Source organism: Arthrobacter sp. SX1312 (assembly GCF_002929295.1).
Classification (GTDB): domain Bacteria; phylum Actinomycetota; class Actinomycetes; order Actinomycetales; family Micrococcaceae; genus Arthrobacter_D.
The window spans coordinates 1,141,375-1,153,782 of the sequence record NZ_PJIM01000001.1 but is presented as its reverse complement, the minus strand read 5'-3'; the positions used below and the strand labels follow the sequence as shown (position 1 = coordinate 1,153,782).

Genomic DNA, 12,408 nt, shown 5'->3' with positions numbered 1-12,408 from the left:
ATCACGCCATGGCAGTCCGGCAGGGGTACCACGCCCGCGCTCGCGCCGAGGTCCGCGCCTGCGGCGCCCGGCTCGCCGTGCTGCTCCTCGCCTGTCTCCTCGTCCTCACGGGGTGCTCGGCCATTCCGACGACGGGGCCGGTGGGGGTGATCGAGGCGTCCGACGGCGAACCGGACGCCGTCGCGCCGGTGTTCGACCCCGAGGGCCCTGCGCCCGGAGCGACGCCCGAGCAGATCCTCCGCGACTTCATCACCGCGGGGACGGGCGCGAGTGACGGCTACAGCGTGGCACGGCAGTTCCTGAGCCCGGACCTTCGCGCGACGTGGCAGCCCGAGGAGCGGATCGTCCTGTTCCGGTCGGATCCGCGCGTCGAGAAGCGCGAGGCCGAGGGCGTCTACCAGATCCAGCTCGAGACCGCGGGGACCGTCGATGCCCGCGGGGTGCGCACCAACACGGTCGTCCCCGCGACGGAGACCCTGGGCGTGCGGATGGTCCAGCTCGACGGCGAATGGCGGATCGACGAGATCCCGGACGGCATCATGCTCGCCCAGAGCAGCGCCCGCGACCTCCTGATCTCGCACAGCCTGTACTTCTACAGCAGCAACTACCGCTACTGGGTGCCCGATGCCCGCTGGTTCGTCCGGCGCACGGGGGTGACCGCGCGGATCGTCAGCGCGATGCTCGCAGGTCCTGCGCCCTACCTGCAGGGGTCGGTCACCAGCGCCTTCCCCGAGGGTGTGACGCTCATCCGTGATTCGGTGCCGATCACCTCCGGCAAGGCCTCCGTCGAACTCTCACCGGAGATCCTCGAGAACGCGACGAACCTCAGGCTGCAGCAGATGAACCAGCAGCTCCAGGTCAATCTGCTCGGCCTGAACGACGTCACGTCGGTCGAGATGGCCAGCGACCAGCCCATCGAGCTGGGACCGCCGGCGCCGGACCTGATCGTTCCGGATCTGACCCCCGATGTCGGCGGCGAGCAGGTGGCGGTCGCGCAGGGCGAACTGGTGCGGGTCCGCAACGGTGCCGTCACCGAGATCGAGGGGCTGGCGTCGGTGCGGGCACTCGAACCACGCGACCCCGCCACGTCCGTCTCGGGCAGCGCCTACTCCTTCCTCGACGCGGACCGGAAGACCCTCTACGTCACCGCGCCGGGCAGTGACGCGCGCGCCGTCATCCGCGGCAGTTCCCTGACGAAACCCTCGTTCGATCCCGAGAACTGGGTATGGACCACCCGCTCGGTCGGGGGCCGCAGCGAGGTGCTCGCCATCCCGCCGGGCGGCACGGAGGCGAATGCCGCCGTCCTCTCCGCCGGTTGGCTGGGCGACCGGAGCGTCAGGGAACTCCGCATCGCCCGCGACGGATCGCGCGCACTGATCGTCACGGATCGCGGTGGAGAGGGCGAAGTCCTGCTGGCGGGCATCACGCGCTCCACCGAGGGGGCTCCGCAGACGCTCACGATACCGCTCACGCTGCCGACGGACGGGTCGATCGACACGGCGACGTGGGCCGGCCAGAGCGTGATCGTGGCGTCGTCCGTCGGGGCGGGCGAGGAGGCCACCCCGGTGATCCTGCACCTCGACGGCGAGCGCGAGTCGATGGCGGCGCTCGACGGCGTCCTCGGCCTCAGCGCGGGCTCCGACGCGGAGGACACGTTCTACGCCGAGGCGGGCTCCACCCTGTACCGGCGCATCGGCGGCAGCTGGGTGGACGAGCAGGTCGCTGTGACGGACCCGGCCTTCCCGGGGTAGGGACATCCACATAGGGGCTGCCCGGCCCCGCGTGCGCGTCCCCTCCTGTGGACTGCGGGGATGAACATCCCCGACCCCTCGTCCGTCCTGGACCGGATCGTCCTCGGGCGGTCCTACCGGCGTGCGGCGGATGCGCTCACCGCCTTCGCGGCGATCGTCCTGCCGTCGTCCTGCGTGATCTGCGGCCAGTGGGACACGTCCCTCTGCCCGGGATGCAGCGCGGTCTTCCGGCGTGCGACCTCGCGGCCGTTCCGTGCGGAAGCAGGAGCGGAATCCCTGCCCGACGTCGCCCTCGACGCGGCCGGGACGGCCGGATCCGGCGACCGCACCGACGCCTACGGCCCGCTCCCCGTCGTCGCCGCCGGGCGCTACGGACGCGCCGTGTCGGGTGTCCTGCTCGCCTACAAGAATCACGGGCACGTGGACCTCGCGGCGCCGGTGGAAGCGGCCCTGGCCGGTGCGCTGCACGAGGCCGTGACGCACCTGTGCCGGTCCCCGGACGGCCCGGGACCGGCACGTCAGGTCCTGCTCGTCCCGGTGCCCGGCCGTGCCTCGTCGCAACGGCGGCGCGGCTATGACCCGCTCATGCTGCTGCTGTCCCGCCTGGAGCGGAGAGGCGGGCTCCCGGCCGGTACGAGGCTCGTCGCGGGGGCCCGCCAGGTGTCGCCGGCGGCACGCCTGAGCGGCGCCCTGATGCGGGGAGGGGTAGGAGGTGTCCTTCGGGACGGTCTGGCCGCGCTGTCCGGGCCGGGCGGCGGGCAGAAGGGTCTGGGCCGTCGTCGGCGCCGCGCCAACGTCCTGCGGTCCATGCGCGCCGGCAGGCACGCGCGGGCGCTGCTCGCGGACCGCGACTGCATCATCGTCGACGACGTCCTCACCACCGGGGCGACGATCGGCGAGCTGCACCGCGTCCTCCGGGGCGGTGGGGCGCGGGTGCTGGGCGGCGTCGTCATCGCTGCCACGTCCTCGCCCGCCGGCGCCCGCCCCGGCACGGTGCCCGGGCCGGGCACCGGGTGAGCGGACGGCCGCGACACTGCACAGGCCGGCCCGGGCGAAGTACCGGAACTTTCGGAGTGGCGAGGGATGAATAAAGGAGGGGGGTGAACTACCGTGAAGTACGGGTACAACACAGTGACGACACGTACCCGTCGGTGGCGGCTCTGCGGATACGCCTCGGCCGCCGTCGTATCACCAAGTGATGTGGAGGGCACCATGGAATTCGTGATCAATGGTCGGAACCTGGCGGTATCGGACCGTTTCCGTGAGTACGCGACGGAGAAGATCGACAAGATAGAGCAACTCGGCGACAAGGTACAGCGCGTCGATGCGAAGATCACCAAGGAGCCCAGTGCCCGCATGGCGGATACCTCTCTCACCGTCGAGCTGACGGTGATCTGCAGGGGCCCGGTCGTCCGGGCGGAAGCGTCAGCGGCCGACAAGTTCGCAGCCTTCGACCTGGCCTACGGGAAACTCCTCGAGCGCCTGCGCCGCGCACGGGACCGTCGCAAGGTCCACCACGGCCGCCACACCCCGGTGGCCGTCCGCGTCGCCACGGCCGATCTCGAACCCGCCGATCCTGCGCAGCCCCTCTACCTCGAGGCGGCGGCCAGCGCCTCGACACCCCAGGAGCCCGCCCCGCAGCCGGACGACGCCGACGCCTACGCCTCGCCGGACGACGTGCCCGCGGGTGACTCACCGGTCCTGATCCGCCGCAAGGTCTTCTCCGGCGTCCCCATGACCCTGGACGACGCCGTCGACAGCATGGAACTCGTCGGGCATGACTTCTACCTGTTCGTCGACTCCGCAACCGGGGCCCCCTCCGTGGTGTACCGGCGGCAGGCATGGACCTACGGAGTCATCACCCTCGACTCGAACGGCGCCGAAGGGACCGAGGAGCTCCTGGCCTACCGCGCCAGGGAGGCGGCCTCCGCCTAGAGGTCACCACCACGGCCTGCCCCTGCCGGCCGTGTTCTTCACCGACGTCCACGGAACTGCCTCCGCGCCCTGCGCGGAGGCAGTTCCGTGCAGGAGCCCATGCCGAACCTCACCCTCGCCCAGGCACGGCGGATCGCCCTCGCCGCCCAGGGACTGCATCGCCCACGCCTCGAGAAGCCCTCGTCCCCGCGCGCCGTCGCGGCCGCCGCACGGCGACTGCAGGTCATCCAGATCGATTCGGTGAACGTCCTCATCCGATCGCATTACCTGCCCCTGTTCTCGCGCCTCGGCTCGTACGACCGCGCCGGGCTCGATGCCCTCCACTCCCGCTCCCCGCGCAGGCTCGTCGAATACTGGGCCCATGAGGCGAGCCTCGTGCCCCCCGAGCTGTTCCCCCACCTGAAGGCATGGCAACGCCGGACGTGGATGGGGGCGGGCAGCGTCCCAGCCGCCCAGCGCGAGTCCCTCGAATCCGCGGTCCTCGATCTCCTCGGCAGGGGGACGCCGCTCACCGGGTCGAGCGTCCAGCGGCTGCTCGGCGGGGACGACGCACGCCCCGCCGACGGTTGGGGGTGGCGGTGGACCGCCACGAAGCGCGTGCTCGAGGATCTCTTCGCCCGCGGCGAGATCGGCTCCGCCGGGCGGACGGACCAGTTCGAACGCCTGTACGCCCCCATCGCGCGCGTGCTGCCCGACGCCGCCCTCGCCGTCGCCTCCCCGGACCGGACGGAGTCCCTCGCGGTGCTGGCCGAGCGGGCCGCGGGAGCGCTCGGCGTCGCGTCCGCGCGGTCCGTCGCGGACTACTTCCGCACCCCCGTCCGGGAGACGCGATCCGTCCTCGATGCCCTGGTGGGCGCCGGGGCGCTGGAGATCGTGACTGTCGACGCAGGGGTGGAGCCGTGGTACCTGCACCCCGCGGCGGCCCGCCCGCGCCAGGCACGGGGGAGGGCGCTCCTCAGTCCCTTCGACTCGCTGGTCTTCGAGCGGGACCGGCTCCACCGGCTCTTCGACTTCCACTACCGCATCGGGATCTACACGCCCGCCGCACGGCGCACCCACGGGTACTACGTGCTGCCCTTCCTGCTGCGCGACTCCTTCGTCGCGCGGGTGGATCTCAAGGCGGACCGCGCGTCCGGGCGGTTGCTGGTGCGCGCCGGTCATGCGCAGCCCGGCGCTCCCGCCGACACCGCGGTCCACCTCGCCGACGAGCTGCGCCTGCTGGCGCGGTGGCTGGAGCTCGACGACGTCGTCGTCGAGGACCGTGGCGACCTGGCATCCGCGCTGTCCGGGCAGGTCGGCAGGCTACTGTGAGCGGACACGCAGTTCCGAGTCGCTGCGGCGTGCCGCAGGGGAACTGAACCGGGGGGCCGAACGTCTCTCCCGTAGACTAGAGACGCCATCTTTGGGCAGCATCAGATTGGGAGCAAATACCAGTGCCATCACTTCTTGAACGAGTTCTACGCACCGGCGATAAGAAGACACTGAAGCGACTCCGGAACTACGCTGACGCGATCAACGTCCTCGAGGACGAATTCCGCGAGATGTCCGACGCAGAGCTGCGCGGGGAGACCGACCGGCTGAAGAAGCGCCTCGCCGACGGCGCGACCCTCGACGACCTCCTTCCCGAGGCCTTCGCCGCCGTCCGTGAGGCGTCGAGCCGCACGCTCGGCCTGCGCCACTTCGACGTCCAGCTGATGGGCGGCGCAGCCCTCCACCTGGGGAACATCGCCGAGATGAAGACCGGCGAGGGCAAGACCCTCGTCGCCACCGCGCCCGCCTACCTCAACGCCCTGAGCGGCAAGGGCGTGCACGTCGTCACCGTCAACGACTACCTGGCCGAGTACCAGTCGGACCTGATGGGCCGCGTCTACCGGTTCCTCGGGCTGACGAGCGGCTGCATCCTCTCGAAGCAGGACCCCGCGACACGCCGCGAGCAGTACGCCGCGGACATCACGTACGGCACGAACAACGAGTTCGGCTTCGACTACCTGCGCGACAACATGGCCTGGAGCGCCGCGGAGCTCGTGCAGCGCGGCCACAGCTTCGCGATCGTGGACGAGGTCGACTCGATCCTCATCGACGAGGCGCGTACCCCGCTCATCATCAGCGGCCAGGCATCGGGTGACGTGAACCGCTGGTACAACGAGTTCGCGAAGGTCGTCCAGAAGCTCACGGTCGACGCCGACTACGAGGTGGACGAGAAGAAGCGCACGGTGGGCGTCCTCGAGGACGGCATCGAGAAGGTCGAGGACTACCTCGGCATCTCCAACCTGTACGAGTCGGCCAACACGCCGCTCATCGGATTCCTGAACAACGCCATCAAGGCCAAGGAACTCTTCAAGCGGGACAAGGACTACGTGGTCCTCAACGGCGAGGTCATGATCGTCGACGAGCACACGGGACGCATCCTCGCCGGTCGGCGCTACAACGAGGGCATGCACCAGGCGATCGAGGCGAAGGAGGGCGTGGAGATCAAGGCGGAGAACCAGACCCTCGCCACCGTCACGCTGCAGAACTACTTCCGCCTCTATGACAAGCTCTCGGGCATGACGGGCACCGCCGAGACGGAGGCCGCCGAGTTCATGTCGACCTACAAGCTCGGCGTCGTCCCGATCCCCACGAACAGGGAGATGGCGCGCAAGGACCTCTCCGACCTCATCTACAAGAACGAGGTCGCGAAGTTCGACGCCGTCGTCAAGGACATCGTGGAGCGCCACGAGACGGGGCAGCCCGTCCTCGTCGGCACGACGAGTGTCGAGAAGAGCGAGTACCTGTCGAAGCAGCTCGCGAAGGCGGGCGTCCGCCACGAGGTCCTGAACGCGAAGAACCACGCACGGGAAGCCGCGATCATCGCGCAGGCCGGCCGCAAGGGCGCCGTCACCGTCGCCACCAACATGGCAGGTCGTGGCACCGACATCATGCTCGGAGGCAACGCGGAGTTCAACGCCGTCGCGGCGCTCGAGAAGATGGGGCTCGACCCGGCGGACAACCCGGAGGAGTACGAGACCCGGTGGCCCGAGGCCCTCGAGACCGCCAAGGAAGCGGTCAGGGCGGAGCAGGAGGAGGTCCGTGACATCGGTGGCCTCTACGTGCTCGGGACGGAGCGCCACGAGTCGCGGCGCATCGACAACCAGCTGCGCGGCCGCTCCGGCCGCCAGGGCGATCCCGGACGCTCCCGTTTCTACCTGTCCCTGACCGACGACCTCATGCGCCTGTTCAACTCGGGCGGCGCCGAGCGGATCATGAACAGCGCGACCATGCCCGACGACGTCGCGCTGGAGTCGAAGATGGTGTCGAAGGCGATCGAGAGCGCCCAGGGCCAGGTCGAAGGGCGCAACGCCGAGCAGCGCAAGAACGTCCTGAAGTACGACGACGTGCTCAACCGCCAGCGGGAGGCGATCTACGGCGACCGCCGGAGGATCCTCGAGGGCGACGACCTCAAGGAGAAGGTGCAGTTCTTCCTGGAGGACGTCATCACGGCGATGGTCGACGAGGCGACGGCGCAGGGCCACGGCGACGACTGGGACTACGACATGCTGTGGACGAACCTCAGGACGCTGTACCCGATCACCCTGACGGCCGACGAGGTCATCGAGGAGGCGGGCGGGAAGTCGAAGCTCACCCGCGACTTCCTGCACGACGAGATCCTCTCCGACGCGAAGCTGGCCTACCAGGCCCGCGAGGAGTCCCTCGGGGAGCAGACGGTGCGCGAACTGGAGCGTCGCGTGGTGCTCTCGGTCATCGGGCGGAAGTGGCAGGAACACCTCTACGAGATGGATTACCTCAAGGAGGGCATCGGCCTCCGCGCGATGGCGCAGAGGGATCCGCTGGTCGAGTACCAGCGCGAGGGTTTCATCCTCTTCCAGGCGATGATGGAGTCGATCCGCGAGGAGAGCATCGGCTACCTGTTCAACCTCGAGGTGGAGGTTTCCGCTCCGGTCCAGACCGGTCTCCCGGGAGTCACGGACGGCCGCGGCGTGGTCCAGGCGCCGACGATCAAGGCCGCCGGCCTCGAAGCGCCGGCCAAGCCTGCCACACTCAACTTCATCGCGCCCAACGCGCAGGGCGAGGCCGAGGTGCACGTGGAGCGGAACCGGGCGCAGGCCGCGCCGTCGGGCGGCAGGAAGAACAAGAAGAGGTAGTCAGCCGATCTCGAGGGCGGTGACCCGCCACGCTCCGCGCCGTTGCTCTATCCGAAGAGCGACGGCGCGGACGCGTTTGCGGTCGAAGGCGACCACCGCGGCCTCGTACACGCCCGGGCTCACGGGGCAGACGCGGGCGGATCGGACCACGACGCACCGGTGGGTGCTTTCCGGGACAGCCGCGCTGCGACCGGGCGGACGAGCGTCGATGCAGCGCACCAGGTTGGCGCGCAACTGGAGTCGTTCGTAGTTCTCGGCGTCGAGCCAGCGGGCCATCTGCTGCAGGGGGCGTGATCCGCCCAGCACCTCGAGTGCGCCCTGGCAGACGGACCGGGCGATCCCGGCGATCCGATACTCGACCTCCGGCCCAGCACGGCCGGCGGCGTCCTCGTCCCGCAGCGGTCCGGGGGTGGACCCGGGCCCGCTGACCGGTTCCGCCGGTGACCTGAGCGGAATCATCGTGGCCCGCGCGTCGGCTGGACGGGGAGGGGCCGCGAGCAGGGGCCGCGGTGCCCCGCTCGCCTCGGCGAGCCGGGGAGCGGCGGGACGGAGGTGGGTGACGGCGTTCATGCTGGTTCCCTTCGTGGACTGGCTGGTGGTTCGGTCACCGGATCACGATCCGGTGGGCGCCTGCAGGACCGTGCCCGGGAGGAGGAGCGACGGATCGTCCCCGACGACGGCGCGGTTGGTGGCGTACCAGAGGGGCCATGCCTCGGCGATGTCCGAGGCGGTCGCCAGCGGTCCGAGCCGGGCGGCGACGATCGACCACAGGGAATCACCCGGCGCGACGACGATCTCCTCCCCGCCGACGACGGTGCGGCTCTCCCCGCGCAGCAGTGGCCCGCCATCCACCTGCATCGGCAGCGGTTCCCACGCCGGTGACACGGGCGCGGGCGCGGCGTCGGGAGACCCCGAAGGCGTAGCGGGTGCGGGTGGCTCCGCCCCGTGCCGTGGGTTCTGCCGGCCTGCGTCGGACGATCCCATGGGGGGCACCCGGTCCGCCGGCCCTGCATCGACCGGGGACAAGCCGCCGTGGACGGCCGGGGCGGATGAGCGGGCGGCGGTCGCCGTCAGGACATGCTCCGATCCGCCCGCGGCGGCGGGCGCCACGGCCGGGACGGCGAGGAGGTTGGCGCCGAGGAGTGCGGCGGCGAGGCGTCGCATCATCGCGGGGGCGCACCGGGAGGCGAGAGCCGCCATCGCGGACGGGCCGCGTCGCTTCAGCAGTTCCGCGAGCACCGCCACGACGAACAGGAGGACCCACACGCCGACGACGGCGAGTCCGATCCCCGAGAGTGCCGCGCCGAGGACGCCCTCCAGGTCCGGTCCGCCTGGCGCCGGCCCGCCGACGAGCAGGGCGGCCCCTGCCCCTGAGCAGGCGATCCCGCACCCGAGGATCATCCCGGCCTGGATTGTGTCCGACGTCCGCATGGCATCGCTCCTCATCAAGTGACTTAGTTTGATGGAGTTTGATGCCGTTTGTCCATACTCGTGAAGTTGAACTGTGGATAGTTCCGATTGACGCCGGACCCGAGTGGTCCTAGGTTGGGCGGATGCGCTGGGATGCCCTCTTCGACGACCTCGAGTCGCAGCTCCAGGCCATGGCGGACACCGTCCAGGAGGGTGAGATCAGGGAGCGCACACGCTCGGAGCAGTCGCGGCTGACCCTCGCGCGGAGGCTGCTCGGCCAGACGGGCCGACCGCTCGGGATCTCCACGCGCGGCGGCCGGACGCTCGAGGGAACCCTCACGAACGTGGGGTCGGAGTGGATCGCCGTCGCGGTGGAGGGGCGGTCCGTGATCGTGCCGCTGGCGTCCCTGCACCTGCTCCGGGGGATGGGACGCGGCGCCGGCCAGCCGCTGTCGGGTGTCGGCGCCCGACTGGGACTGGGCTCGGCCCTGCGGGGACTGTCCCGGGACCGGGCACAGGTGACGCTCTGGACCGTGTCGCCCTCGGCCGGATACACGGGGATCATCCACAGGGTCGGTGCCGACTTCATCGACGTCGGGACCGCCGGGCCGGACCGCGACAGGCACCCCGCGCAGGGGAGGGAGGTCCTGACGGTCCCTTTCGCATCCATCGACGCCGTCGATGCGGTCGGAACGGCGGACTGAGCACGACGCCGTCCGTCCCGCACCCCGCGGGGCCTCACGGGAGCGATCAGGCCGGCGGGACGCTCCCGGCGTCGCTCCTCAGCGCTGACGCCGTCTTCTCGTACGCTCTGGCGATGTACTCCTCGAGGACCCGCGTCTCGACGCGCCACTGACCCCGGCCGCCGACCTGGATCGCCGGCAGCTCCCCCGATCGTACGAGGGCGTACGTCTGGGAGGAACTGATGTTGAGCACCTCGCCCACGTCGGCGAGGGTGAGGAAACGCCGCTCTACCACGGATCCGCCTTCCCTTCTCGTTCGGGGTGTGCATCCAGTCTGCCACCGCTGAGCGCGATCGCCGTAGTTCTCCACACGTCGACCCCGGGTATGGTCCACCGGTTCCCTTGGGGACTGTCGTGCACAACAATGACTTGCGGGGAGTGGGGCCCGATCGGGGCCCCACCGGTCGAGTGGGGGACGACAGTGAGTACCGACGCGCGTGCCGTGCAATTGCCGGGCGAGGCTCCACGGCTGCGGAAGCCGTCCTGGAGGGATCCGAGGCTGCTGATCGGACTCCTCCTGGTCCTCACGTCCACCGCCGGGGTGATCGCGCTCCTGGACAGCCAGAACACGACGGCGCAGGTCTACTCCGCCCGCGAGGACATCGCGGTGGGATCGAAGCTGACGGAGGAGGACCTGGTGGCCGTGCCGGTCCGTCTGGGTGACTCGTCCGGCGCCTACCTGCCCGTCGCCGGGGGCATTCCCGACGGAGCGGTGGCCACACGGCTCGTCACGCAGGGAGAACTCGTCCCCGCTGCCGCGATCGGCAGTGCCGACGCGCTCGATCGCAAGCCGGTCGGGCTCACGGTCGAGGACCCGCTGCCGAGCGGAACCGCGGCGGGGGACAGGGTGGACGTCTGGGTCTCCCTCCGGAGCGACACGAATTCCTACGAGGAACCGCGGCTGCTCCTCGAAGCCGCGGAGGTGGCGGAGCTGACGGTCGGGGAGTCCGCCCTCGGAGCGAGTTCCTCCACGCTCGTCCAGGTCCTCGTGGGGGACGACGCGATGCCCGAACTGCTGGGCGCGCTGTCGAACGAGGCCCGGATCGCCGTCGTCCTGAACCCGGGGGCCGGTTCGTGAGCATCCCGGTCATCACCCTCGGAGCGGAGGCGAGTGCCTACGTGCCCGGGCTGGAACAGCTGCGCGGGCCCGTGACCGTCGTGCGTCGCTGCGCGGAACTCACCGAGCTCGTCGCCGCGTGCCAGAGCGGCCTCGCGCGTGCGGTGATCATCGCGCCCGGTGCCGCCGAGCTCACCGCATCCCTCGTCGACCGCCTGCGTTTCACCGGAGTCGTCGTCGTCGCGCTCTGCGACCACCTGCCGGGAACCGGCAGTCCTGGCGTCGACGGAGTCGAGTACGTCGAGGCGACCGTGGAGCCCGCAGCGCTCGCGGCGGCCGTCGCCCGGGCGGTGGGACGGTTCGAGGCCGATCCCGCCCGCCCGCAGGGTTCCCTCGCCTATGCCGATCCGCTGGGCCTGCCGGACGCCGCGGCGGTGCAGCCCGTCCAGGTGGCGGAGGAGCCCGGCACCGGGCGCATCGTCGCCGTCTGGGGGCCGCCGGGCGCCCCGGGGCGCACCACCGTGGCCCTCAATCTGGCCGCGGAACTCGCCGCGGCGGGCAGCTCGGTCCTGCTGATCGACGCCGACACCTACGGAGCGAGCATCGGCGCGTCCCTCGGACTGCTCGACGAGTCGGCCGGGCTCGCGCAGGCCTGCCGTATCGCCGACCAGGGGCGCTTCGACGGCACGGTGCTCGGCCGGATCGCGGTGAGCGTCGCGGTGAAGGGCGGGCGCCTGCGCGTGCTGACCGGCATCACCCGCCCCGACCGGTGGCCCGAACTGCGGCCCGCGGCCCTCGGCAAGGTCCTCGAGGCCGGACGCTCCCTGGCGGAGGTGACCGTCATCGACTGCGGCTTCTGCCTCGAGGCCGACGAGGAGCTCAGCTTCGACACGCTCGCGCCGCGCCGCAACGGGGCCGCGCTGCGCTGCCTGGAGGTCGCGGACACGGTCGTCGCGGTCGGCGCGGCGGACACCATCGGCGTGCCGCGCCTGGTGAAGGCGCTCGCGGAACTCGGCGATGCCGTCCCGACGGCGACACCCCGCGTGGTGTTCAACAAGGTGCGGGCGGCAGCGGTGGGCCGAGCTCCGGAGACGCAGCTGCGGGAGGCCTGGGAGCGCTTCGGGCCGACCGTCGGGATCTCCGCCTTCCTGCCCATGGACCATGCGGCGGCGGACCGGGCGCTGCTCGCCGGGACGGCCCTGCTCGAGACGGCGCCGGGCTCCCCGCTCAGGCTTGCGATCGCCGACCTCGCCGACGTCCCCGCCGCCGGGGAGGCGCGGCGCCGCCGGCCCGGAGGGCGGCCGCGCAACGTGAAGTTTCCGGGTATCCCCGCTAGGCTTCCACGGTAAGAGGTCGCAACGGAGCGGCCT

Annotated in this window: 11 protein-coding genes; 8 read left to right on the top strand and 3 right to left on the bottom strand. The window is 71.1% G+C overall.

Features of this window, described 5'->3' with window-relative positions:
* Positions 1-8: 8 nt before the first annotated feature.
* The 5 genes from CXQ92_RS05415 to secA all read left to right on the top strand — a co-directional run bounded on the left by CXQ92_RS05415 (position 9) and on the right by secA (position 7,828).
* On the top strand, positions 9-1,751 hold the full coding sequence (locus CXQ92_RS05415) for an LpqB family beta-propeller domain-containing protein (protein WP_104165903.1): 1,743 nt from the start codon (positions 9-11) through the stop codon (positions 1,749-1,751).
* A gap of 60 nt (positions 1,752-1,811) precedes the next feature.
* Positions 1,812-2,768 (top strand): ComF family protein, encoded by a 957-nt coding sequence (locus CXQ92_RS05410; protein WP_104165902.1) that lies wholly within the window; start codon positions 1,812-1,814, stop codon positions 2,766-2,768.
* A 195-nt stretch (positions 2,769-2,963) separates the two neighbouring features.
* Complete coding sequence (gene raiA, locus CXQ92_RS05405; RefSeq protein WP_104165900.1) at positions 2,964-3,686, top strand: ribosome-associated translation inhibitor RaiA; 723 nt, start codon at positions 2,964-2,966, stop codon at positions 3,684-3,686.
* Between the two features lie 99 nt (positions 3,687-3,785).
* Complete coding sequence (locus CXQ92_RS05400; RefSeq protein WP_104165898.1) at positions 3,786-4,997, top strand: winged helix-turn-helix domain-containing protein; 1,212 nt, start codon at positions 3,786-3,788, stop codon at positions 4,995-4,997.
* A gap of 122 nt (positions 4,998-5,119) precedes the next feature.
* Positions 5,120-7,828, top strand: a complete 2,709-nt coding sequence (gene secA, locus CXQ92_RS05395) for a preprotein translocase subunit SecA (protein WP_104165897.1) — start codon at positions 5,120-5,122, stop codon at positions 7,826-7,828.
* Here secA and CXQ92_RS05390 read toward each other — a convergent pair whose 3' ends face one another.
* Together CXQ92_RS05390 and CXQ92_RS18070 are read right to left on the bottom strand one after the other, a co-directional pair.
* Complete coding sequence (locus CXQ92_RS05390) at positions 7,829-8,398, bottom strand: Rv3235 family protein (RefSeq protein WP_104165895.1); 570 nt, start codon at positions 8,396-8,398, stop codon at positions 7,829-7,831.
* Positions 8,399-8,440: 42 nt separating this feature from the next.
* Positions 8,441-9,259 carry a LysM peptidoglycan-binding domain-containing protein gene (locus CXQ92_RS18070; RefSeq protein ID WP_181033554.1) on the bottom strand — a complete coding sequence of 273 codons (819 nt, stop codon included), beginning with the start codon at positions 9,257-9,259 and terminating at the stop codon, positions 8,441-8,443.
* Positions 9,260-9,381: 122 nt separating this feature from the next.
* Between CXQ92_RS18070 and CXQ92_RS05375 the strand changes: the two genes are divergently transcribed.
* Positions 9,382-9,942: a hypothetical protein gene (locus CXQ92_RS05375; protein ID WP_104165889.1), complete on the top strand. Its 561-nt coding sequence runs from the start codon at positions 9,382-9,384 to the stop codon at positions 9,940-9,942.
* A 46-nt stretch (positions 9,943-9,988) separates the two neighbouring features.
* Here CXQ92_RS05375 and CXQ92_RS05370 read toward each other — a convergent pair whose 3' ends face one another.
* Complete coding sequence (locus CXQ92_RS05370) at positions 9,989-10,216, bottom strand: helix-turn-helix domain-containing protein (protein WP_104165888.1); 228 nt, start codon at positions 10,214-10,216, stop codon at positions 9,989-9,991.
* 186 nt (positions 10,217-10,402) lie between these two features.
* Here CXQ92_RS05370 and CXQ92_RS05365 point away from each other — a divergent pair, with 186 nt between their 5' ends.
* Both CXQ92_RS05365 and CXQ92_RS05360 read left to right on the top strand, forming a co-directional pair.
* Positions 10,403-11,059: an SAF domain-containing protein gene (locus CXQ92_RS05365; protein ID WP_258069719.1), complete on the top strand. Its 657-nt coding sequence runs from the start codon at positions 10,403-10,405 to the stop codon at positions 11,057-11,059.
* Positions 11,056-12,387, top strand: a complete 1,332-nt coding sequence (locus CXQ92_RS05360; protein WP_104165886.1) for a P-loop NTPase — start codon at positions 11,056-11,058, stop codon at positions 12,385-12,387. Before CXQ92_RS05365 ends, CXQ92_RS05360 begins: the two co-directional genes overlap by 4 nt.
* Positions 12,388-12,408 lie beyond the last annotated feature (21 nt).

Coding starts and splice junctions, on each gene's coding strand:
- CXQ92_RS05415 (WP_104165903.1), top strand. CDS start 9: ATGGCAGTCCGGCAGGGGTACCACGCCCGCGCTCGCGCCGAGGTCCGC.
- CXQ92_RS05410 (WP_104165902.1), top strand. CDS start 1,812: ATGAACATCCCCGACCCCTCGTCCGTCCTGGACCGGATCGTCCTCGGG.
- raiA (WP_104165900.1), top strand. CDS start 2,964: ATGGAATTCGTGATCAATGGTCGGAACCTGGCGGTATCGGACCGTTTC.
- CXQ92_RS05400 (WP_104165898.1), top strand. CDS start 3,786: ATGCCGAACCTCACCCTCGCCCAGGCACGGCGGATCGCCCTCGCCGCC.
- CXQ92_RS05390 (WP_104165895.1), bottom strand. CDS start 8,398: ATGAACGCCGTCACCCACCTCCGTCCCGCCGCTCCCCGGCTCGCCGAG.
- CXQ92_RS18070 (WP_181033554.1), bottom strand. CDS start 9,259: ATGCGGACGTCGGACACAATCCAGGCCGGGATGATCCTCGGGTGCGGG.
- CXQ92_RS05375 (WP_104165889.1), top strand. CDS start 9,382: ATGCGCTGGGATGCCCTCTTCGACGACCTCGAGTCGCAGCTCCAGGCC.